This window comes from Methylosinus sp. R-45379 (genome assembly GCF_001644125.1).
Taxonomy (GTDB): domain Bacteria; phylum Pseudomonadota; class Alphaproteobacteria; order Rhizobiales; family Beijerinckiaceae; genus Methylosinus.
Genome location: NZ_LUUM01000250.1, coordinates 1 through 19,955 on the forward strand (window position 1 = coordinate 1; position 19,955 = coordinate 19,955).

At 64.8% G+C, this 19,955-nt stretch carries 19 protein-coding genes; 10 read left to right on the forward strand and 9 right to left on the reverse strand.

Annotated features, from left to right (window positions below; genetic code table 11):
* Positions 1-1,089, reverse strand: a 1,089-nt coding sequence (locus tag A1351_RS11990) for a hypothetical protein (RefSeq protein ID WP_064033066.1), incomplete at its 3' end; no start/stop codon positions are given.
* Between the two features lie 473 nt (positions 1,090-1,562).
* Between A1351_RS11990 and A1351_RS11995 the strand changes: the two genes are divergently transcribed.
* The 3 genes from A1351_RS11995 to A1351_RS12005 are packed head-to-tail and all read left to right on the forward strand — an operon-like array spanning position 1,563 to position 6,956.
* Positions 1,563-2,315, forward strand: a complete 753-nt coding sequence (locus A1351_RS11995) for an ImuA family protein (protein WP_064033067.1) — start codon at positions 1,563-1,565, stop codon at positions 2,313-2,315.
* A complete protein-coding gene (locus A1351_RS12000; RefSeq protein ID WP_064033068.1) occupies positions 2,230-3,753 on the forward strand; it encodes a DNA polymerase Y family protein in 1,524 nt (507 codons plus the stop codon). Before A1351_RS11995 ends, A1351_RS12000 begins: the two co-directional genes overlap by 86 nt.
* Positions 3,750-6,956, forward strand: coding sequence for an error-prone DNA polymerase (locus tag A1351_RS12005; protein WP_024882052.1), 3,207 nt, complete (start codon positions 3,750-3,752; stop codon positions 6,954-6,956). The genes A1351_RS12000 and A1351_RS12005 overlap by 4 nt, the downstream gene beginning before the upstream one ends.
* Positions 6,957-7,116: 160 nt before the next feature.
* On the opposite strand, the gene A1351_RS12010 is transcribed toward A1351_RS12005, so the two are convergent.
* Positions 7,117-8,085 carry a Rha family transcriptional regulator gene (locus A1351_RS12010; protein WP_024882053.1) on the reverse strand — a complete coding sequence of 323 codons (969 nt, stop codon included), beginning with the start codon at positions 8,083-8,085 and terminating at the stop codon, positions 7,117-7,119.
* Positions 8,086-8,648: 563 nt separating this feature from the next.
* Here A1351_RS12010 and A1351_RS12015 point away from each other — a divergent pair.
* From A1351_RS12015 to A1351_RS12025, 3 genes are all read left to right on the forward strand, one after another.
* Complete coding sequence (locus A1351_RS12015; RefSeq protein ID WP_157096279.1) at positions 8,649-9,335, forward strand: hypothetical protein; 687 nt, start codon at positions 8,649-8,651, stop codon at positions 9,333-9,335.
* Between the two features lie 104 nt (positions 9,336-9,439).
* Entirely contained in the window at positions 9,440-10,273 is an 834-nt protein-coding gene (locus tag A1351_RS12020) for a hypothetical protein (RefSeq protein WP_064033070.1), read from the forward strand.
* Between the two features lie 2 nt (positions 10,274-10,275).
* Entirely contained in the window at positions 10,276-10,965 is a 690-nt protein-coding gene (locus tag A1351_RS12025; protein ID WP_157096280.1) for a hypothetical protein, read from the forward strand.
* A gap of 97 nt (positions 10,966-11,062) precedes the next feature.
* Here A1351_RS12025 and A1351_RS23950 read toward each other — a convergent pair whose 3' ends face one another.
* From A1351_RS23950 to A1351_RS12055, 6 genes are all read right to left on the reverse strand, one after another.
* Entirely contained in the window at positions 11,063-11,506 is a 444-nt protein-coding gene (locus tag A1351_RS23950) for a DUF4326 domain-containing protein (RefSeq protein ID WP_083967295.1), read from the reverse strand.
* Positions 11,507-11,556: 50 nt separating this feature from the next.
* Positions 11,557-11,826 (reverse strand): hypothetical protein, encoded by a 270-nt coding sequence (locus A1351_RS12035; RefSeq protein ID WP_064033072.1) that lies wholly within the window; start codon positions 11,824-11,826, stop codon positions 11,557-11,559.
* 22 nt (positions 11,827-11,848) lie between these two features.
* Positions 11,849-12,298, reverse strand: a complete 450-nt coding sequence (locus tag A1351_RS12040; protein ID WP_157096281.1) for a hypothetical protein — start codon at positions 12,296-12,298, stop codon at positions 11,849-11,851.
* 63 nt (positions 12,299-12,361) lie between these two features.
* A complete protein-coding gene (locus tag A1351_RS12045; RefSeq protein ID WP_064033074.1) occupies positions 12,362-12,940 on the reverse strand; it encodes a hypothetical protein in 579 nt (192 codons plus the stop codon).
* 1,188 nt (positions 12,941-14,128) lie between these two features.
* On the reverse strand, positions 14,129-14,731 hold the full coding sequence (locus A1351_RS12050; RefSeq protein WP_083967293.1) for a coiled-coil domain-containing protein: 603 nt from the start codon (positions 14,729-14,731) through the stop codon (positions 14,129-14,131).
* Positions 14,667-15,041, reverse strand: coding sequence for a hypothetical protein (locus A1351_RS12055; protein ID WP_024882062.1), 375 nt, complete (start codon positions 15,039-15,041; stop codon positions 14,667-14,669). Before A1351_RS12055 ends, A1351_RS12050 begins: the two co-directional genes overlap by 65 nt.
* 161 nt (positions 15,042-15,202) lie before the next feature.
* Between A1351_RS12055 and A1351_RS12060 the strand changes: the two genes are divergently transcribed.
* The 3 genes from A1351_RS12060 (at position 15,203) to A1351_RS12070 (ending at position 17,753) form a co-directional block, all read left to right on the forward strand.
* A complete protein-coding gene (locus tag A1351_RS12060) occupies positions 15,203-16,750 on the forward strand; it encodes a MobA/MobL family protein (protein ID WP_064033076.1) in 1,548 nt (515 codons plus the stop codon).
* A gap of 78 nt (positions 16,751-16,828) precedes the next feature.
* Positions 16,829-17,086: a hypothetical protein gene (locus tag A1351_RS12065; RefSeq protein ID WP_064033077.1), complete on the forward strand. Its 258-nt coding sequence runs from the start codon at positions 16,829-16,831 to the stop codon at positions 17,084-17,086.
* 85 nt (positions 17,087-17,171) lie between these two features.
* Positions 17,172-17,753 carry a hypothetical protein gene (locus tag A1351_RS12070; protein ID WP_064033078.1) on the forward strand — a complete coding sequence of 194 codons (582 nt, stop codon included), beginning with the start codon at positions 17,172-17,174 and terminating at the stop codon, positions 17,751-17,753.
* 73 nt (positions 17,754-17,826) lie between these two features.
* On the opposite strand, the gene A1351_RS12075 is transcribed toward A1351_RS12070, so the two are convergent.
* Positions 17,827-18,249, reverse strand: a complete 423-nt coding sequence (locus A1351_RS12075) for a single-stranded DNA-binding protein (RefSeq protein WP_024882066.1) — start codon at positions 18,247-18,249, stop codon at positions 17,827-17,829.
* Positions 18,250-18,786: 537 nt separating this feature from the next.
* Here A1351_RS12075 and A1351_RS26045 point away from each other — a divergent pair.
* Positions 18,787-19,470 (forward strand): BPSL0067 family protein, encoded by a 684-nt coding sequence (locus A1351_RS26045; RefSeq protein ID WP_157096282.1) that lies wholly within the window; start codon positions 18,787-18,789, stop codon positions 19,468-19,470.
* The last annotated feature ends 485 nt before the right edge of the window (positions 19,471-19,955 follow it).

Below are 19,955 nucleotides of genomic sequence, written 5' to 3' on the forward strand. Positions count from 1 at the left end.
GCGCGTCGGCCTACGGCCTACGGCCTCCGCTCCGCGCGCCCGAGCGCCGCTGCTACACCTCTCCAAGGGGCACGATCCCCGGGACGGCTCGTCCTTGGCGGCGTGTGTGTCTTCAACCTCATCACGGACGATCGCGTGCCGACGCACGAGCTGGGCGTCGAGATCGTCGAGCGATTCCTCGACAATAGTCCCCTCGTCGGCCCAGAGGACCTTGTCCGTCGTGGTGCGCAGGTAGTCGCTAACGGCTGTGACCAGCATGTCGCTACTGGCGTTGATGGCCTGAAGCTGGCGAACGAAGGTCGGCGCAATGTTGACCAGATCCCGGATCGCGTTCTGCGACGGCTCTGGCGCCTTCGACGTCAGGAGGTTCGTCAGGTTGGATCGCCGCGCGAAGGTCTGGAACTGGCGCCGGAAATTGGTCGCTGATAGCACCGGCGTCTTCTGGCCTCGGATGAGTTTGTCGATGCGATCTCGTGCCATGCCGACGGCGGCGGCGGTGAGGTCGTTCTGCGCCTCGAACGGAACGCCAGCGCGAACGAATTCCCGCACGCTCTCGACTGGGTCGGCTTCCGTCATCAGCTGGAATCGTGAGATTATCAGGCTGCAAACGGCGTCGCCAGCTTTCAGGAAACCCGCGACGTAGGGCGCGCACCCCACGTCGGGCTTCTTCGGATCGACCAATTTTTTGATTTTCGCGAGCGCCGCAGCGACGGCCTCTTTGGCCGTCGCTGCGTGGAGCTGGCCAACTAGCGCGCCCGTCTTCACCGGGGTGACGTACAGGCGGAAGTCGGTGGTGTTCGGGTCGATCGTCCCGTCGGCGCACAGGTGCGCCCAATTGGCGAACGATTTCCAGAGGTCCTCCGCCCGGTCCGCCGCGGGATTGCCGGTTAGGGCGCTCTTAGACTGCTCGAGCAGCAAAGTCCCATCCGCGCGGTGAACACCGACGTCGTCGATATATTCAAGCGAGACGGTATCGCCGTCGGGGACCTTCAGCAGGTGGTGGCACAGGCGCAGCTGTTGGAGCGAGTACCCGAGGTACTGCCCCGCCGCCGTCGCCTTCACGGGCTTCTCAATATCGAGAAGACTCATCGATTGCCTTTGCCGCGAGGCGATTGCTTTGGGTGATTCGCCCCAATTTCGACTTTAATTATTAACCATCCAGAGTTGAACGGACGAATCACCAGCTCGCGCGCGCCTGCCGGGCCGCCCAACCGGGGGCAGACGCGGCGGCGACCGAACACTCGGCGGCACATTCCTCAGCAAACGCCGGTTCCCGCGACCAAGAGCACCTGCGTCGGAACAGGCCGTTAGTTCGGCTTAGCGCACCCGCGATAGACTAGCGGGTTGTGTAAAGCGACACTACCGGTCGTTGGGCCGGCGGACGGTATTGGCCACCATACCTTTTCCATGCAGGAAGGCATTCTTCATGGGCGTTAACCTTGTTAGCGCGGCCTTCTGCGCACAGAGATATCCGCAACCCCGTCCTCTTGACTCCCGACCTCGAAGGGGAGAACATTTAGGGAACATGACATTGAGCCCACACCCAGCGGTCGAGAAGGCGCTTGCGGCACCAGCCCGCCATAGAGTCGTTGCGCGCGCAGATCGAGAAGATCGAAGGCCGTGCCCGGCGCGTCAAATCGGTCCTTCCGTTCGGGATCGCCGACATCGACGCGCGTCTTCCGGGCGGCGGTCTCCCCCTCGGCGCGCTCCATGAGATCGCTGGCGGCGGCAACGGCGCCGTGGACGGCGCGGCCGCAGCGCTGTTCGCCGCCGGGATCGCGACACGCACGAAAGGCAAGGTTCTCTGGGTCATCACGCGATCCGACCTCTTCGCCCCGGCGCTGGCGCAAGCGGGCTTGGCGCCCGATCGCGTGATCTATGTCGAGGCCGGCAACGACAAGACCGTGCTCGCATGTGTCGAGGAAGGCTTGCGGCACGGCGGTCTCGGCGCGGTCGTCGGAGAAGTCGCGCGTCTCGACATGACCGCGTCCCGGCGTCTCCAGCTCTGCGCCGAGGGAAGCGGCTCGATCGGTCTCGCATTGCGGCGCTGGCGCCGGCAATCCGAAGCCGTCGACTTCGGTCAGCCGACTGCCGCGGCGACCCGATGGCGCGTCTCGGTCATGCCCTCGGCGGCTCTGCCGGTCCCCGGCGTCGGCCGCCACCGTTGGCTCCTGGAGCTGATCCGCGTCCGCGCCGGTGAAAGCGCGGATTTCGAGGTGGAGGCGTGTGATGGTTCGGGTCGTCTCGCTGTTCCTGCCGAGCTGGCCCACAGACCGGCTTCGACGACAGGCCGGCGACGCGGCGCCGCCGGCTGAGACGCCGCTCGTCCTGATTGGCCACGATGGGAGGAGGCAAGTGGTGTGGGCTGCCGACGCGGCCGCCGTCGCCGCCGGCGCGCGCGTCGGAATGTCGGCCGCCAAGGCGCGGATTCTCGTGCAGGGCCTCGTCGTTCGAGATCACGACCCCGCGGCCGACGCCCAGGGCCTCGACCGTCTCGCGCTGTGGGCGCTCCGACGCTACGCGCCGATCGTCGCAGCCGATCCCCCGGACGGCTTGGTGATCGACTCCACCGGCGCCGATCATCTTCACGGCGGCGAAGAGACCATGCTCGCCGGCCTGATCGACAGGCTTTCATCGTCCGGCGTGCGCGCGCGTGCGGCGATCGCCGACAGCTGGGGTGCGGCGCACGCCTTGGCTCGCTACACTGCGCGGCCCGTGCTGATCGCGCCGCTCGGCCATGGCGGTTCCGTGCTGACGGGCCTTCCGCTCGCCGCGCTTCGCCTGCCTGCCGACATGGTCGCGGCGCTCCATGTTCTCGGCTTCGCGCGGATCGGCGATCTCCTCGCGCAACCGCGCGCGCCACTTACTCTGCGCTTCGGGCCGCAGCTCGGCCGCCGCATCGATCAGGCCCTGGGGATTCTCAGCGAGCCAATCGAGCCGATCCGACCCGACGAGCTGATCGAGGTGAAGCGCAATTTCGCGGAGCCCATCGGCGCGGCCGAGACCATCGCTCGCCATATCGGCGAGCTGGTCGTCCAGCTCTGCGCCGGACTGGAGGCCGAGGGACTGGGGGCCAAGCGCCTCGATCTCATTTGTCACCGGGTCGACGATCGCCTGCAGGCGGTCCGTGTCGGGGTCGCCATGCCGGTGCGCGACGTGAAGCGCCTCACGCGGCTGCTGACCGACAAGATCGACACGATCGAGCCCGGCTTCGGCATCGAAACCCTCAGCCTCGCCGCGACACTGGCCGAGCCGCTCGCGGAAAAGCAGACCCTGACCGCGATGGTCGATGACGGAGCGCCGGACGTGTCCGATCTCGTCGACACCCTCGTCAACCGCGTCGGCGAGCGTAGCCTCTACCGAGCTGCGCCGGTCGCCACCGAGACGCCCGAGCGCTCGGTGCGCCGAATTCCGCCCATGGCGCCGGACACCGGCGAGACATGGCAGGGGCGCTGGCCTCGGCCATCGCGGCTGTTGCCGTCGCCCGAGCCGATCGAGACAATGGCCGCGCTGCCGGATCATCCGCCGGTCGCCTTCACCTGGCGCGGCGTCCGGCGGCGCGTCCGCCGGGCCGACGGACCCGAGCGCATCCGCGGCGAATGGTGGCGGCGCGATGCCGAGCTGACCGCCGTGCGTGACTATTTCCGCGTCGAGGATGACGCCGGCGAACGCTATTGGATCTTCCGCTCTGGAGATGGAGAGAATCCAAACAGCGGCTCGCAGCGCTGGTTCCTTCACGGAGTGTTCGGATGAGCGGCCCATTCCGCTACGCCGAGCTGCAGGTCACGTCGCATTTTTCGTTTCTGCGCGGCGCGTCATCCTGCGATGAGCTTTTCGCCCAGGCGGCGCTTCAGGGCGTCGAAGCGGTCGCCGTGGTCGACCGCAACTCGCTGGCCGGCGTCGTACGCGCATTCGAGGCCGCCAAGGCGACCGGCGTGCGCCTGATCGTCGGCTGTCGCCTCGATCTCATGGACGGCATGTCGGTGCTGGTCTATCCGACCGACCGCGCCGCCTATGGCCGGCTCTGCCGACTGCTGTCGCTCGGCAAGAAGCGCGGCGGCAAGGCGAAATGCATCCTCGAATGGGCCGATCTCGTCGCCTACGGCGATGGCCTGATCGGCGTCCTCGTTCCCGACGAGGCCGATGAGACCTGCGGCCTGCGATTGCGCCGGCTGCGCGACGCCTTCGGCGACCGCGCCTATCTCGCACTGACGCTTCGTCGACGCCCCAATGACCAGCTTCGGATCCACGAGCTGTCGACCATGGCCACGCGGATGCGCGTGCCGAGCGTCGTCACCAATGACGTGCTCTATCACGCGCCCGACCGGCGCATGCTGCAGGACGTTGTGACCTGCATCCGGCACGGCGTCACCATCGACGAGCTCGGCGATCGGCGCGAGCACGGCGACCGCTACATGAAGCCGCCCGAGGAAATGCGCCGGCTGTTCCCGCGCAATCCCGAGGCGGTCGCGCGCACGATCGAGATCGCCGCGCGTTGCCGCTTCGACCTCGCGGAGCTTTCCTACCAATATCCGGAGGAGCGCGACGATCCGACGCTCACCCCGCAGGAGACGCTGGAAAAGCTTGTCCGGGAAGGCGCGGAAACGCGCTATCCCGAAGGCGTGCCGGAGAGCGTCCGGGCGTCCCTGCGGCACGAGCTGGGCCTGATCGAGAAGCTTCGATACGCGCCGTATTTCCTCACAGTGAACAGCATCGTCCGCTTCGCCCGCTCCCGGGATATCCTCTGCCAGGGCCGTGGATCGGCCGCCAATTCCGCCGTCTGCTACGTGCTCGGCGTCACCTCGATCGATCCCGGCCGCAACGACCTCCTGTTCGAGAGGTTCGTCAGCGAGGAGCGCCGCGAGCCGCCGGATATCGATGTCGATTTCGAGCACGAACGGCGCGAGATCGTCATGCAGTGGGTGTTCGACACCTATGGCCGCGACCGCGCGGCGCTTTGCTCGACCGTCATCCGCTATCGCGCCAAGGGCGCGATGCGCGACGTCGGCAAGGCGCTCGGCCTCACGCAGGATATCGTCGAGACGCTGTCGAGCCGTGTCTGGGAACGATCGGAGGGCGCCGAGGACTTACATGTCGGCGCCCTCGGCGACCGGCGCTTGCGCCTGGCGCTCGACCTCGCGCGTCAGCTCATGGGGACGCCCCGCCATCTGTCACAGCATCCCGGCGGATTCGTGCTCACCCAGGACAGGCTCGACGAGCTGGTCCCGATCGAGCCGGCCGCGATGGACGCGCGGCAAGTGATCGAATGGGACAAGGACGACATCGACGCCTTGAAGTTCATGAAGGTCGACGTGCTGGCGCTGGGGATGCTGAGCTGCATGAAGCGCGGACTCGACATGCTCGCCGATCACAAGGGAATCCATCTCGATCTCGCCGCCATCCCGGCCGAGGACCCGCGGACCTATGCGATGATCCGGCGCGCCGACACGCTCGGAACCTTTCAGATCGAATCCCGCGCGCAGATGTCGATGTTGCCGCGGCTGAAGCCTCGGACCTTCTACGATCTCGTCGTGCAGGTCGCGATCGTCAGGCCGGGACCGATCCAGGGCGACATGGTCCACCCCTACCTGCGCCGCCGGGAAGGGCTGGAGCCCGTCGTCTTCCCGAAGCCGGAGCTCGAAAAAGTTCTCGGCAAGACCTTGGGCGTCCCGCTCTTTCAGGAACAGGCCATGCGCGTGGCGATCGAATGCGCCGGCTTCACGCCCGGCGAAGCCGACATGCTGCGCAAATCCATGGCCACGTTCAAATTCACCGGCGGCGTCTCCGGATTCAAGCAGAAGCTGATCGAAGGGATGGTCGACCGCGGCTATGAGCGCGACTTCGCCGAGCAGACCTTTCGTCAGCTCGAAGGCTTCGGTTCTTACGGGTTTCCGGAATCGCACGCGGCCTCTTTTGCACTCATCGCCTATGCCAGCGCCTGGCTGAAATGCTGGCATCCGGATGTGTTCTGCGCGGCGTTGCTGAACGCTCAGCCCATGGGCTTCTATGCGCCGGCCCAAATTGTCAGGGACGCGGTCGCGCATGGAGTCGACGTGCGGCCGGTCTGCGTCAACGCCTCGCGCTGGGATTGCGCGCTGGAGCCCACCGCGGACGACAGCCGTTTCGCCGTGCGCCTCGGCCTGCGCATGGTCAGGGGTCTCGCCAACACCCATGGCGGCGCCATCGTCGCTGCGCGCGCCGACCGGCCCTTCGCCTCGGTCGACGATCTCTGGCGCCGCGCTGGCGTGCCCTCCGCCGCTCTGGTTCATCTCGCCGAAGCCGACGCCTTCCGTCCGGCCCTGGGGCTCGCCCGCCGCGAGGCGCTATGGGCGATCAAGGCGCTGCGGGACGAGCCGCTTCCTCTCTTCGCCGCCGCCTCCGCGCGGGAAGCGGAATTCGTGCCCGAGGTGAACGAGCCCGTCGTGACATTGCGGCCGATGACGGCGGGCGGCGAGGTCGTCGAGGACTACGGCCATGTCGGACTGACGTTGAGGGCGCACCCGCTCAGCTTCCTGCGCGAGGATCTCCGGCGCCGGCGCATCGTCACCTGCGCCGAGTTCATGGCGGCGCGCGACGGCCGCTGGCTGGAGGCCGCCGGCATCGTCCTCGTCCGCCAGCGTCCGGGCAGCGCCAAAGGGGTCATGTTCGTCACCTTGGAGGACGAGACTGGCATCGCCAATCTCGTGATCTGGGCGAAGGTGCTCGAGGCAAACCGGCGCGCCATCCTGTCGGCCGGCATGATGGCGGCGTACGGCCGCGTCCAGCGCGAGGGCGACGTCGTTCATCTGGTCGCGCAGCGCATTACGGACCTCTCGGCCGACCTTGCCAGCGTGGGCAGTCGGGATGAGACGTTTCCTCTCCCACATGGCCGTGGCGACCAGCTCCGTAGCCGCGGCTCCGGTCTTCCCGAATTGCCCAGGGAATCGATAAGGGTGAGAAGCCGGGATTTCCACTAATCGAAACTTGTACATCCGGCGGCTGCGTCGAAAACCGATCGACGCAACCGCCAGTGCGAACGTGCTGGCGCGGATACGAAGTTGGCCGGCGCCGAGACGATGGAAAGCAGGGCGAACTGCTCGCCCATTTGGTTCCGTCACGTGATCTTTTTTCTAAAGATCAATGTCTTTGGCCCGGCAAGCCGACGGTGAGCTGCTGGTCCGCGGCTTGAGCGGCGATAAGGATCACCCGTTCGAAATTATGGAACGCCGGTGTTTCCGCGAGCCCTGCTCCCAGAGAGACCTTCTCTCGAAAGGACCGGAAGTAGCTTTCGAGCGTCTTGATCTGATAGCACAGGGCGACGGCGTCGTTTTGGGCAGCGACATCGTAAGGAAAGAGGCCGCCGGGACCGGCGGGCCATGCCGTGTTGAGCTGGCGGCGGTCGAAAGCGAGCGCATAGAGAGCCGCCTCCGTGATTGCCTGGCGCTCTGTCGGCCCACCGCCGAAATCGACGGTGACGAACCCTTTCGCAAGCGGGGGAAGACGTTCCAGCGCGGGCTCCTTATTGCGGATCCCGAGCGCCTCGCAGGATTCTTCCGCAAGCAGCGGGAATCGCTTGTCGCCGGTGTAGGGGATATTTCCGATGAACAGGATCTTGAGCAGGTAGTCCGGGCTGATGAAGTCGCCGGAGTAGATATCCTTGAAGCGCCGGCGGCAGTGCTCGGCGAATTCCAGCGGCGCCGACTCGGGCTCCTCGGAGTCGTCGGGTCGCCGGAGGCCGAGCTCGGTCTCCAGCGCGTTGAACGCGTCGATATATTTGATTTTCCACTCCAACGCTTCATCCCCTGTGAAGCCGAAGGCGAGAAGTGCGAAGCCGTCGCGGGTCATCGCGAAGGAGCGAATGGCGCGGTCCGCGACCGTTGGATGAGGGTGAGATATCTCCATAAACCATTGTTTCTGCGCATCCCTCAATTTTGAGGACTGGAGCAACCCGTCGATATCGCGCAGGACGTTGTCATGGCGTTTGCCGAACACATCGGCGACCTGGCGGCTGTCGGCGAGGACTCTTCCCTCGGCGACCGAGACGAGGATTTCGACGGGCAGGTTCTGCGCGGGAGCGCCGGCGTCGTGGCTTTGATGATCTGACATTTTCCACCTCGCATTGAAATCACGGCTGTTTTCGAACAGCCGTGCTGCGCCAGGGGCTTTGCCCGGGCGCCACGAGAATCAGCTTGCGAGTGATGTGTGCGAATATGAAGCGCCGTGCCGACCGGAAATTCGCGCCGAAAAAAATTTATCGGACCGCGCCGCGCGCGCCGAATTCCACGCCGGCGGCCCCTCAAATTCAACTTTTGCGTATTTTACTGCGCGTCAGCGCGCCTTGCGTGTGATGTTCGCCGGTTCGGCTCTGAGCGCCCCGGAGGGGCGTCCGGCACCAACGGTGCAATGGTCCGTAATGGTTGTTTTTGAGTGTCGCGACGTTGACTCCTGACTGACGCGGGATTGTCGCGAGATTGCTGTTGCGCCGCGGCGCGCAAGCAAGACTGGGACCAGAATAAGAGGACGCGCCAAAAAAAGATAGTGACGGGCCGAATTTCAAATTGGGGTTCGCGCACCTTCCGACTTTCATCGCGAGACGAGAGCCGCGGCGAACGGCGCCCTGGGCCTGCCGGGGCGGCGGCCTGTGGCCGCAGGAGCGCGAGGAATGGGCGATGATAGAGCGCAAAAAATCGCTGATCGAACTGAAAGCCTATAGCCGACACGGCGACATCTACCGATGGCTGCGGGAAAATTACGACCGCGTCGAGCCAGAGATCGTCGGATTGAAGCGGACTTGGGATTCGATCGCCGCGGACATCGGTCGAGAAGGCGTTCAAGGGCTGCGAGGCAAGACGCCTTACGGAAATTCGGTGCGACGAATCTGGCCGCGCGTCTGCCGCGACGTCAACGCGGAACGCGAACGACAGGCTGCCGAGGCTCGCGAACGCGAATCGAGATCTGAGCAGAGGCGAAGCTACCCGTCACGACAACCGGCGGACTTGCGGCCGCTGGTGGCGACGAATGGCGCGGGGAACTCGGTCGCGAGCAGCCCGAGGGGCCGGGGCGTGCTCGCCCTGCCGAAAGCGGGGGCGCCTGGGGTTCGCGAGGGGCTGGTGCGACATCCGATCGAGCCCCAGCGGGCGGTGCAGCAACGTGTCGCGGCCGAGGCGGACATTCGCGCACGCATGAGCGAGATCGGGGAGGACGGGCGTCTGACGCCGCGCGCGATCGAACTGACAATGGCGTGGAGCGGGATGCAGGCGCGCCGAGCGGACAAGTGGACGGGCTTAGCGCAGGGACTGCTCGTCCTCGAGGACGAGGTGCTTCTGGTCGAGTTCGAAACGGCGAGGCAGCCATGACGAAGGGACAAAAAAATCCGAGTTCATATTCGCGCACGGTCGGCCGACGTTTGCGGCGTCGGCGCGGCCAAGAAGGCGGCGGTCGAGAAGCGGAGGCTATAACCATGGCAAAGGTCGAAAACCAAATCGAAGACACGGGAACCGCGGTCACTGGCGCGCCGAAGGCTAGCGAAGGCGCCGCGCTTCCCGTGCTGATCATGATGCTGGGCCGGGGTCGAGTCGGGAAGACGGCGACGGCGACGACGCTCATTCAATACTATCGGTCGACGGGCGGACAGTTGCAGGTCTGGAATGCGGACCAGCAAAACGAGACGCACAGCCTGTCGCGTTTTCATATGGACGCGCTCGAGCCACGCCCGGGGAGCACCTTCGAGGACCGAAAGCGCTGGCTGGAGGATCGGATTCAGGATCAGAGTCGGGGACGATTTCACGCCTTGATCGACTTTCCCGGCGGGGATTCGACCGTGCTGAAGCTGGCGCAGGAGACGCGTCTCGTTCGATTGCTGAAACGCATGGGCATTCGGCCGGTGGCGGTTCATGTCGTCGGACCGGAGAAGGCCGATCTCGATTATCTGCGGCATATGGCGGCGGCCGATGTGTTCATGCCCGAGGCGACGCTCATCGTTTTGAACGCGGGGCTCGTCCAGTCGGGTCAGTCGATCGCTCAGTCGTTTGCGGAGATCATGACGGATAGCGTCGTTCGGGACGCGGTTTCGAAGGGCGCGGTGGTGATCACCATGCCAGCGCTTCCGTGCATGTCGGAGATCTTGGATCTGGGGATCTCATTCCGCGACGCTGCGGATGGGAGGTTCGAGGGCGACGAGGAGCTGCTGTCGCTGTTCGATCGGGCTCGGACGGAGATTTTCTTGGAGGAGGAGCTTCCCGAGGCGTTGAGCGGGATTCCGCTCGCGTGGACTCCCGCGGCGAAGGAGGCATGATCATGTTGGATCACAGCAATCGGTCGGGAGGCGCACAGGCGTCCGAGGCGGCGACGATCACGGAGCCGCTCGAAGGAGCGATCCGCGAGGTCGAGCAGGCGGCTCACGGCTGGGGCGTTCGGACGAACCATCCAGAGGGCCGGTTCATCGCGGTGTTCATGGCGGCGCTGCGGGCGCTCGGGTCACTCGTTTCGGGATCGGTGGCCGAAATGCGGGAGATCGTTCGTGGCGCGCAGAGCGCGACGGATGCGGAGATCGCGCGGCTTCGTGAGGCGAACCGAATGGCGGCTCTGGCGATCCGGCAGGCGGAAGTTGTTCAGGAGACGATCGTCAGCAATGTCTGCAAGGACCTGGTGAAGAATCTGACGAGCGAATCGCAGCAATGGCTGGTTCTGGCGGAGAACAATATCCACCGTCGTCGCACGCGCATTTTCGCGATGAAGATGAGCGGGGCGGCGTTGGCGCTGCTGAGTGTGAGCTTCTGGTCCGGCTATCAGATTCGGGTCTTGCAGGACGAGCCGGCGCTGCAATCGCTGGCACGCTGCGCGAAGACGCCGATGCGGGTGGCGATACAGGGTCAGCCGACGGGCGACTGGGTGTGCAAGCTGGAGACGCTGGCTCCGCGGGAGTGGCGCGATTTGCCGGACGAGCTGAAGCGTCGATGGCTGACGTGGTGGCCGTTTTCGGGCTGAGGACGAGAAGGCTATCGAACGCGAAACGAATGAAGGGCGGGCGCGATCGTCGCGTCCGCCCTTCACCTTTTGGAGCGGCGCGCTTCGCCGGCGCGGTTCAATCGCAAGTGAAGGCGAGCAATTTCTCGATACGGTCTTTGATGAGATCGCCATGGCAGGGCTTGTCGAGCGGAGCGCCGTGACACCAGCACATGAGGATGAGGCGCTCGCCGGCGCGCACGCGCTCGGCGAGCTTTTCGGTCGCGGCGGACATCGGCCCGCCGCGCGCGAGGTCGGCGTCGTATTTCTTCTTGTAGAGCGCGATGACTTCGGCGCGGCGGGCGTCGTCGCGATGATTTTGGAGAATGAAGGGATTGCCGAGGACCGGATTGCATCTGTCGATATCGACAACGGATTCGCCTGGGCGCGGTTTGGCGGCGGCGCCCTTGCGCTTGTTTCCGAGGCGGACGCTCCCCGAAGCGGCGGGGATTTGGTCGCGCGCAGCGGCCGCGGGGGAGGGGTCTCGATCGGGGTCGGTTCGCCGGGAATGGACGGCGTTCATTCGCGTGTCTCCTATCAGAGTAGCGAATCCGAAGCGCTGAGAGCGCTCGGTCATTCGGGGTCGGGGGGCTGCTGTTTGGCGCGGCAATAGGAGGCCTTGCCCTTTTTCGGCGCGACGACTTTGGGGCGGGCGTCGAGAGCAGTCTCGGCGCCGGCGTTGGCGGCGCGACGACGCAGGGCGCGGGCAGCCTGGTTGATCGGGCGCGCGATGGGCCGGTGGGAGAGAGGCATAGCGATTACTTTCGTGGTGGCGACGCGAGCCGTGAGCTGCATGGGGCGCTCGCCTCGTCGGGCGGATACGTCAATGAAATGCGGAAACATTGAGGCTCCCGCACGTTTTTCGTCAAGCGCCGAAAGCGTCGATTTCGGCCTGGGGAGACTTGCGCTCTGCGGGCTCGGCCCGATCGGCGGCTTTCACGAACTGGGCGACGAAGGTGAATCTCGTTCCCGAATTGCCATTGAAGGGTTTCCAATAGCCGCGCAGGTCGAGCGTTGCGCCGATCGCATATCCGGCGACGATCGTGTCGAATTCGTCGCGGCTCATGTGATCGGGGGCGTACCAGACGCCGCGGACCTCGCGGCCGTTCGGCCGGTCGCCATAGAAATGGACGGCGCGGTCGCCGGCGATGGTGTAGCGGGCGTCGGGGTGATCGGTGAGGGTGACGCGGAGGGCGTCGCGGGAACGTAGGAGCCGACGGGTGTGGTCGTCTGCTATGGCATCGGCGCGGCGGCGCTGTTCCTGCTCGCGCTGCTCGGCTGCGTTCGGGCGGCGGAGCTTGGTGAAGTCGAACATGTCGTTCTCCATCGAGATCGCGAGAGAGGGAGGCGGGGACCTTTCGATCCCCGCCGCTCGGGCTCAGCCGAAGGCTCCCAATTCGGCGGCGGCGGACTTGCGTTCGACGCTTTCGGTCTCGCTGGGGGCGACGTAGGGCTTCCAATCTTCGCCGGTGATTTGGAGATAGGCCTCGACGGCTCCCTCGGCGGCGGCGAGTAGGGCGTAGGCCTGGATGGCGAGATCGGCGGCGAACTGGCGAGCGCGCTGGGCCTTGGACTCGAAGCCGGCGGGTGCGTCGCGATCCTCGTCGCGGGCTTCGTTGGCGAGCTTGGCGGTGAGGGTTCGGGCCTCCGTCACCTTTTCGGAGTAGAAGCGTCCGGCTCCCTGGGCGGAAGCGACGTAGGTTCCGACGATGCGCTGAAAGTGCATCTTGGTGGCGGTCTCGTTGAGCGCTTCGTCGAAGGCGGTCCAGGTCTTGCGGAGCAGCGTGTCGTGGGCGTCGCGGATCCCGGAGAAGTCGGGCACGGAGAGGGCGAAGGCTGCGGCGACGTTTGTCGCGATCGCGTCGTTGGGGCAGAGGAGGCGCGCGCTCTCGAGGGAGATCGGGGGACGAGCGGGCTTAGTGCGTTTCGCAGCGGACGTTTGGGGACGCTTGGTCATGATCGTGATCCTGATTTTCTGGGCCGGGGGTTTCGCCGGCCCGATGCCGGTTTGTTCCCCTCGGTGCGATCCCTGAAAGCCTGGCCATGAGAGCGGGCCTGCACCCGCGTCCGGCGCCCATCGGGCGGCGGCGCGGGCCGTAGCAAAGCGGAGGACGGCGAGACGCCGACTTTTTTGCTTCGCGATGCAAAGATGTCCGGGGCAAAGAAAAGAGATCCGGCGCTTGCGCCGGTCAAAAAATGAACTGCCCCGGCATCGGCGGAAAAAAGTCGGGGGCCGCCGTTGCGGGGCCGGTCGGCCAGGCTTAGGGACGCAACAAAACCGAGGGGGCAAACCGACGTGTCGGGCCTGCCGAGCGAAACGCCCCCAGAGAAATCATGCGATCTTCGAGACCGAGCGTGATCTCCCGAACGCCGCGCCTGCGAGACGCATCCCGCCGAACCTTCGATCGACCGGAGCGCGCCGACGACCGCCGACGCGCGCGACGAACCGTCGATTGCCGCGGCCTCGGCCTCGATTCCCCGACGACCGCCCGCGGCCCATGACGCGCTCTGCAACCGGACCGCCCACAGCGCTCGACGGCTCCGCCGCCCCAGCACATCAGCGCATCGGACGGACCGAGGCGCGCACTGCCGGGAGCCCGCTTTCTCGGAGACGGCGACGAGGCTCCCACCCCGACAGCGCGCTCGCCATCGACAGCGCCGAGGCTGCGCCCGCCGTGCGAGACAGCCTTGGCCAGCGCTCGCCTCCGCGCCGAGCCATGCAGGGCTACGCCTGCCGCCGGCCGTGGCGCCGTCTCGCCGATCACAACGGCGAGATTGGCTACCCACGGCGCCGCGAGATCGCGGCGAGCGCAAATCCGACGCGCTTCCGAACGGGCGCCCGGCCCGAGCGACGGGATTGAAAGGCGCCCGCCTCTCCGCACGCCCGCCTCTTCATAGTGAGGGAAGCGAATCTTCGTTCTGAAAACCGCATGCGGACCCATGTGCGGAAACTCGTCCTGCGCGCGGGAGCGCGCTGGGGAAAAAGAGCCGTCGTCAGGCCTTTGGAATGCAGGGAATGTTCGCGCTTCGGATCGGTTCGCGCGAAAGCGAACGTGACCGGAACGGCCGAGACGTCGATTGCGACGGCTCGGTGAGCGCCGCGCGCGGCGCGAGTAGAGCGCGGTTCCGATTTATCGGAATTCGCCTATTGGTGGAGAATCGGAGCGGCCGGAATGAATCTCGTGAGGGCGGCCACGGCTCCGACGATGGTTCCGACCAAGACGAGGGTCTGAAATCCGATTGCGCCGATGACCCATTTGAGGGTGTTGGCGTTTGTCTCGGTGATTTTCCGATCGAGGCCTTCGATTTTCAGCTCGAGGCGATGCTCCACGCCGTCGATTTTCTGATCGAGGCGACGCTCTGTGGCTTCGAGGTCGGACTTCAATTCGCCGATCTTGAGCTCGAGGCGGTGCTCGACGCCGTCGATTTTCTGGTCGAGCTTATGTCCGGTAGCCTCGATTTTCTGATCGAACTTATGGCTGGCGGCCTCGACATCGGCTTTGGTCGCGGCCTGAGTGTCAACCAATTCGGCGAGCGCCGAGACTTGCTCGACGGAGAAGCCAGAGGCCTGGAGTTTGAGAATTGCTGCAGCGCTCATGGTGTAAATCCTATCATGGACGGAGAGATAGAAGAAGGGGGCGGCGAGACGAGGACGCGGCGTATTTGCCCGGGATTTCGGGGGGTCATCCCCAGCCGACATGGGTCGCTCCGGCTTCCTTGCTTTGTTGGACGAGGATGGCAAGCTCATGGAGCCGTCGATTGAGGTAGCCCTCAGAGCGACCGCAATCGATAACTATGAGCTGGCCGGGCATTTCGTCGACCGTCACGGGAATTTCCGCGGAAGGGCGTCCGGTGGATTTCCGTAAAGCAGCGGTGAGACGGCCGAGGAAAGCGGCAATGGGTTGTGGGGGCGCGGACCACAGGTCTTCGAATCCTAAGATGGAGAGAAGATCGAAAGCGTTCGCGTTGGAAAGTTCGAAAGTCCCGTTCTCGGCTCCGGCGAGGACGTACCGTTCGGCAACGGCGTCGAAGACGTAGGGATAGAAGCTGACGGTCATGATGGGCTCCCGCGGTTGAGGAGAGAGCTTGTCGAAGATCGAAGCGTCTCCTGTTTCGTTCGGGACTATTCCTCGAACACTTTCCCGCTGAGCCGCCGTCGGGGCGCGGGGGCAAGGGGCGCGCTTTGCGCGCCTCGACTTGCCCTTGCGGCCGCGCCCCGATGGTGGCAATCGAGTTTTCCCCTTTCTTCTTCAGGCGATTACGGCATTTTGTGCTCGGCGATTGTTCGCGGCGTAGCGCGCGGACGACCGGCCGCAGCAGGAGTCGCGGTCGGCCGCGCCAATCGGCCGAGTTCGAATTTCGATTTTCTCGCGTCGAGATTCGCGCCGATTTCGCGGAGCCTCTCGGACGCGCGTCGGAATTTCCGGCACGGGCTGGAGCGACGCGCGACGAGGAATTCGAAATGGCGATACATTTTCTGAACGTCGGCTCGGTTCGGCGGTCCGAAGGGCGCAGTGTGATTTCGGCGGCGGCGTATTGCTCGCGATCGAGGCTGAAGGACGCGAAGACACTTCGCGAGGTGGACTTTTCCGCCGGGAGCGACCTCATTCATTCGGAGATCTTGCTGCCTCTCGGCGCAGATGCTCGGTGGGCTGAGCGAGAGATCCTCTGGAACGAAGTCGAAGCAGTCGAGAAGCGCAGCAATGCGCAGCTCGCGCTAGAAATCGAGGCGGCGCTGCCCGAAGCTCTTCCTGCTGGCGACGAGGTGGGGCTCTGCAGGGAATTCGTGACGCCGCTCTTCGTCGAGCGCGGACGGGTGGTGGACGTGAACCTGCATCGGGCGGTAGGCGCCGATGGACATACGCGCGTGTATCTTCATGCCCTGTTGTCGATGCGCGAGATCGGGTCGGATGGTTTCGGGAAGAAGCTGGACGATTGGCATGGGCCGAAGCTCCTCATGCAATGGCGCGAGCGCTGGGCGATGCTCTCGAACAAATATCTTCTCGCCGCGGGCCGGGATCGGTTGATCCGGGCGGGCGCGGACGCGGCGCGCGGCCGAGAGCTCGAACCACTTTTCGACGACGCCGAAAGCGAGCGCCTGGCGGAGAACTATGAAATCGCGTGGCGCAACGGCGAGCGACTGCTCGGTGAACCCGACCTGGCGCTGCGTGCATTGACGCGCGCGGGCGCGACATTCACGTACGGCGAAATGATCGCGTTCGTGAGCAGAAACACAGCCGGAAAAGAGCAGTTCGACACGGCGCTGGCGCGCGTGGAATGTTCGATCGGGCTGGTCCGGCTCGCGGACGGCGAAAGTTTCAGCACGCGCAGCCTCGCCGCGACAGTGCAATGCGCATCCGACGAAAGCAGAGTCGCCGCCGCGGCTTCGGGCGGCGTCGACACGACGGAGACGGGCAGGACGTTGGCGGAGGCAATCTCGCAATGGGAGCGAGCGGGACTGCGGCTCCGCGGAGTAGGCTTGACATATGAGACGGCGAAGGCGTTCGAGAAGAAGTCGGGCATCAAGAGCGTCGGGGTCCACGGGCTGCTGGGCCGATGGAAGAAGAAGCAGGATCGGCTGGCGGCGACGGACGTGCTGGTCGTGAATGACGCCCAAGGCTTGAGCGCACGCCAGAAGGAATGGATGTTGCGGGCGACGCGCGCAGCGCGGTCGAAGCTGGCGTTGGTCGATGGGGCGCGCGTGCTCGAAATCGACGGCGGTGCGACCGGCTTGAGCCCGGAAGAAATGACGGCCGTGAGCGGTTGACGCCAAGGCCCGCCGCCGCACATGTTTCGAACGAAAGCGAATTTCAGACCAACAATAAGCAATTGGAGCGAATTATTCATGAGCGCCCGAATTAAGCTGACTGATATCGATCGCCCTCGGGAGCCGTTGGAGGTCGAGGTGGTGGAATCGAACACGCAGATCATGATGGTTGCCGTTCCGGGCACGGTCATGAAATTCGAGTTGCGGCGGTCGCGCGACGGCGCCGCTTTCGAAGGGGCGATCGGCGGGCGGTATTTCCGCTGCGATCCGAGCGCGTCCACGACGAGCGAGAGTGCGAGCGCGGCGACGAAGGGAATAAAAGTCGCATCGACGTGACTTTTCATCTTATTATCAATGTGTTGCCGTTGTATTCCGACGCCGCGTCTGGTTTGATGAGACGATCCGCAACAGGAGAGTGGCCATGCGCATCGAATTGACGCCCGGCATGACGAACGTCGTGCGCTTTCCGATCGAGCGGCGCGCAAAGCCGTCGATGGAGCTCGTGCGCGATATCGCGCCGGATTCGCGAGAAGTCTCCTTGGTGATCGAGTCGTTCGGATTCGACGACGACATCGATGGCATTCGCGACGCGGCCGACCAGGACATGGCGGATGACATCGCGCAGAAGGGGGCTCGCCTGTCGAGCACGCAGCGACAGGCGGAGCTGGACCGGCTGCTGCAGCCGATCGTCGAACGCGCGGTGTCGCTGTGCCGTGATGCGCACGACGCGTCACTGGCGGCGGTGAAGGCGCAACGCCAGGTGGTCGAGGCGCAGTCGGAAGGCGGCTATTGGCTGACTCCGCTCAGCGAGCAGGCGTCGGCGCGGACCTTCTACGCCGCGCGCCTGCTGGTCGACGCGCATGTGGCGTGTCAGCGCGCTGCGGGCGCGTCGCGCGCGATCGAGATCGCGAAGCGCGGCGAGACCTGGGCGCCGTTCGACTTGCACGCGGAAGCGCATGCGTTGTGCGCCGACGAATTCGCGGCGAGGACGTCCGGCGGCTGATGCCTTCCCGGTTTACGGCGCTCCGAAATAGGGACGAGGGGAGGCGTCGAGGGCCTCCCCTCCGGCCAATCGATCAGTAGGGAATGGCGTCATCCGGGCCAGGAGATGCGCTCCTTTGCCGGCGCCCGTAGGAGTCGTCCCGCGCATCGGCGTCGCGGTGCTCGCCGTCGCGATTGTCGGCGGCCTGCGCGAGGCGCGAGAAATCGTTGCAGATGAGATCAACGGTGAAGACACGCTCGCCATCATCGCGCTCATAGTTGTTCTGCCGGACGCGGCCGCGCGCGTGAACGAGATCGCCCTTGCCGATATATTTTTCGATGTAACGTGTGGTTACGGTAGAGAAGACGACGACCTCGTTCCAGTGCGGGTCGTCCCTCCACTCTCCGCCCTCGTCTTTGTAGGAGTAGTTCGACGCGATGGTGACGTGCGTGGTGGAGCCGACCTTCTTGACCGCGCCGACGCGTCCGATGAGCTGAAACTCTGCTATGTTTTTCATGTCTTTTCTCCGAGCGGGGCCCCAGCCCGTTGCACGGCGTTCACGAACAGCCGGAAAGGCGATCTGGAGCCTCCGGCCGAAAGGCCGGAGGTCGAGCGATAGCGCTGAGCTCCGGGCGCCGTTGAATTTTGATGCGCGAGGAATGTCCGCGCTCGGGAGCCCGCCGTAGAGCGGGCGGCAGCGGACAGGGGAAAATTCTGCGGCGCCTGGAGCCGAAGGACTCGCAGGGGGCTGTAGAACGCCGGCGTGCAATCGGGATTTGCGGCTTCTCGCTCGACTTCGATTCTTCATTCTTCCTTCTTCGAAATTCCTCGCTCGCCTCGCATCGCACAGCGCCGGAAGCGACGGTGACGCTGCGCGCGCCCGCATGAGCAGCGGCCGGTCTCCCCGGCCGGAAGCCCGTCGCGATGAGGGATTAGCCAAAGGCGCGGCGACGACATGGCCAAAAGATCCGCGATGATGATTTCGCGGTTGACAGGAATTTCACATTCGCGCCGATGGGAGCAATGTTGAGAGCCTTCTGAAAAAGGAGGTCTCATGTTGCGCAAAATGAATATGTCCCCTCCGGACGCCGGCGGCGGAGGGCATGGCGGAGGACGAGGACAGCTCGTCGTCTCATGTCGATTGATTGCGGTGGCTCTCGCCGCGGGCGCGGGGTGCGCGTTGTGGGGGCCGACGCCGGGGATAGCCGACCCGACCCCTGTCGTCGAACGCGGATTGCCCGCCACGGTGATTCCGACGTACCGCGAGAAAGGCGCGCCGAATTTCAGCTATCCGACCGGTGGAACGGATACGGGTGGCGGGAACGGAGGAGGAGGAAATGGCGGAGGCGGCGGCTACAATGGCGACGGCGGAATTGGCGCGGGCACGATCGCAACCGACTACAGTCAATACAATGGCCAGAGCGTCGGAAGTGGGCAATGCGTCGCGCTGGCGCAGGCGACATCCGACGTCGGCCTGACGTCGACCTGGGTTCCGGGCGAACGTGTTGAGGGCGCTAGCGACATTGCAACGGGAACTGTGATCGCGACTTTTGGCGATGACGGGACATACACGAACACGCCGGGCCAGAGCCACACGGCGATTTACCTCGGTCAGAACGATCAGGGCATACAGGTAATGGACCAATGGTTGAATCAGCCGGCCCATTACAGGACGATATATTGGACAGGGAACAATCAATATGAAGCGGGAGATAAATTTTATGTCGTATCGCACTAAGGCGCTCACCATACTGATGCTGATGGTTCCTTCGGCGGCCTTCGCCGTCGAACCTTGCAAGAATAACCTATCGGGGATCACGATCATTTCGGGACTAGCGGACCCGCCGGGGACACTCACGCCGGACACAGAATCGCTGACGCCTGACGGCTCTTTGAAGGAGCAAGGATGGCACAATCTCAAAAAGGCGCATCAACCGCTAAAACTCGTGTGCCGATATAAGGATGGAACGCGCGAAACTTTTGTCTTCAAAAGTCCGATTGATCGATGCGTGTACACTCCTGGGCGCGTGGTGTGCAAATAGCGGCGAGCGCCGACATCGAACTGTGAATGAGGATCGGGTGCGACTCAGGCATTCGATCCTCCATTTATATCCGCGCACAGCGAGCTCACGGTTGCGATGCGGTCGATAGTGGTGTCGCCGTATGCAGGTCCGGAGGCCATCATGAATAAGGAATCGTCGTCAGATATTTATCCCAGTGGAA

Coding starts and splice junctions, on each gene's coding strand:
- A1351_RS12005 (WP_024882052.1), top strand. CDS start 3,750: ATGAGCGGCCCATTCCGCTACGCCGAGCTGCAGGTCACGTCGCATTTT.
- A1351_RS12015 (WP_157096279.1), top strand. CDS start 8,649: ATGATAGAGCGCAAAAAATCGCTGATCGAACTGAAAGCCTATAGCCGA.
- A1351_RS12065 (WP_064033077.1), top strand. CDS start 16,829: ATGAGCGCCCGAATTAAGCTGACTGATATCGATCGCCCTCGGGAGCCG.
- A1351_RS26045 (WP_157096282.1), top strand. CDS start 18,787: ATGTTGCGCAAAATGAATATGTCCCCTCCGGACGCCGGCGGCGGAGGG.
- A1351_RS12025 (WP_157096280.1), top strand. CDS start 10,276: ATGTTGGATCACAGCAATCGGTCGGGAGGCGCACAGGCGTCCGAGGCG.
- A1351_RS12055 (WP_024882062.1), bottom strand. CDS start 15,041: ATGACCGTCAGCTTCTATCCCTACGTCTTCGACGCCGTTGCCGAACGG.
- A1351_RS12050 (WP_083967293.1), bottom strand. CDS start 14,731: ATGAGCTTGCCATCCTCGTCCAACAAAGCAAGGAAGCCGGAGCGACCC.
- A1351_RS12060 (WP_064033076.1), top strand. CDS start 15,203: ATGGTGGCAATCGAGTTTTCCCCTTTCTTCTTCAGGCGATTACGGCAT.
- A1351_RS12000 (WP_064033068.1), top strand. CDS start 2,230: ATGGTTCGGGTCGTCTCGCTGTTCCTGCCGAGCTGGCCCACAGACCGG.
- A1351_RS12010 (WP_024882053.1), bottom strand. CDS start 8,085: ATGTCAGATCATCAAAGCCACGACGCCGGCGCTCCCGCGCAGAACCTG.
- A1351_RS12070 (WP_064033078.1), top strand. CDS start 17,172: ATGCGCATCGAATTGACGCCCGGCATGACGAACGTCGTGCGCTTTCCG.
- A1351_RS12035 (WP_064033072.1), bottom strand. CDS start 11,826: ATGTTTCCGCATTTCATTGACGTATCCGCCCGACGAGGCGAGCGCCCC.
- A1351_RS12020 (WP_064033070.1), top strand. CDS start 9,440: ATGGCAAAGGTCGAAAACCAAATCGAAGACACGGGAACCGCGGTCACT.
- A1351_RS12075 (WP_024882066.1), bottom strand. CDS start 18,249: ATGAAAAACATAGCAGAGTTTCAGCTCATCGGACGCGTCGGCGCGGTC.
- A1351_RS12040 (WP_157096281.1), bottom strand. CDS start 12,298: ATGTTCGACTTCACCAAGCTCCGCCGCCCGAACGCAGCCGAGCAGCGC.
- A1351_RS23950 (WP_083967295.1), bottom strand. CDS start 11,506: ATGAACGCCGTCCATTCCCGGCGAACCGACCCCGATCGAGACCCCTCC.
- A1351_RS12045 (WP_064033074.1), bottom strand. CDS start 12,940: ATGACCAAGCGTCCCCAAACGTCCGCTGCGAAACGCACTAAGCCCGCT.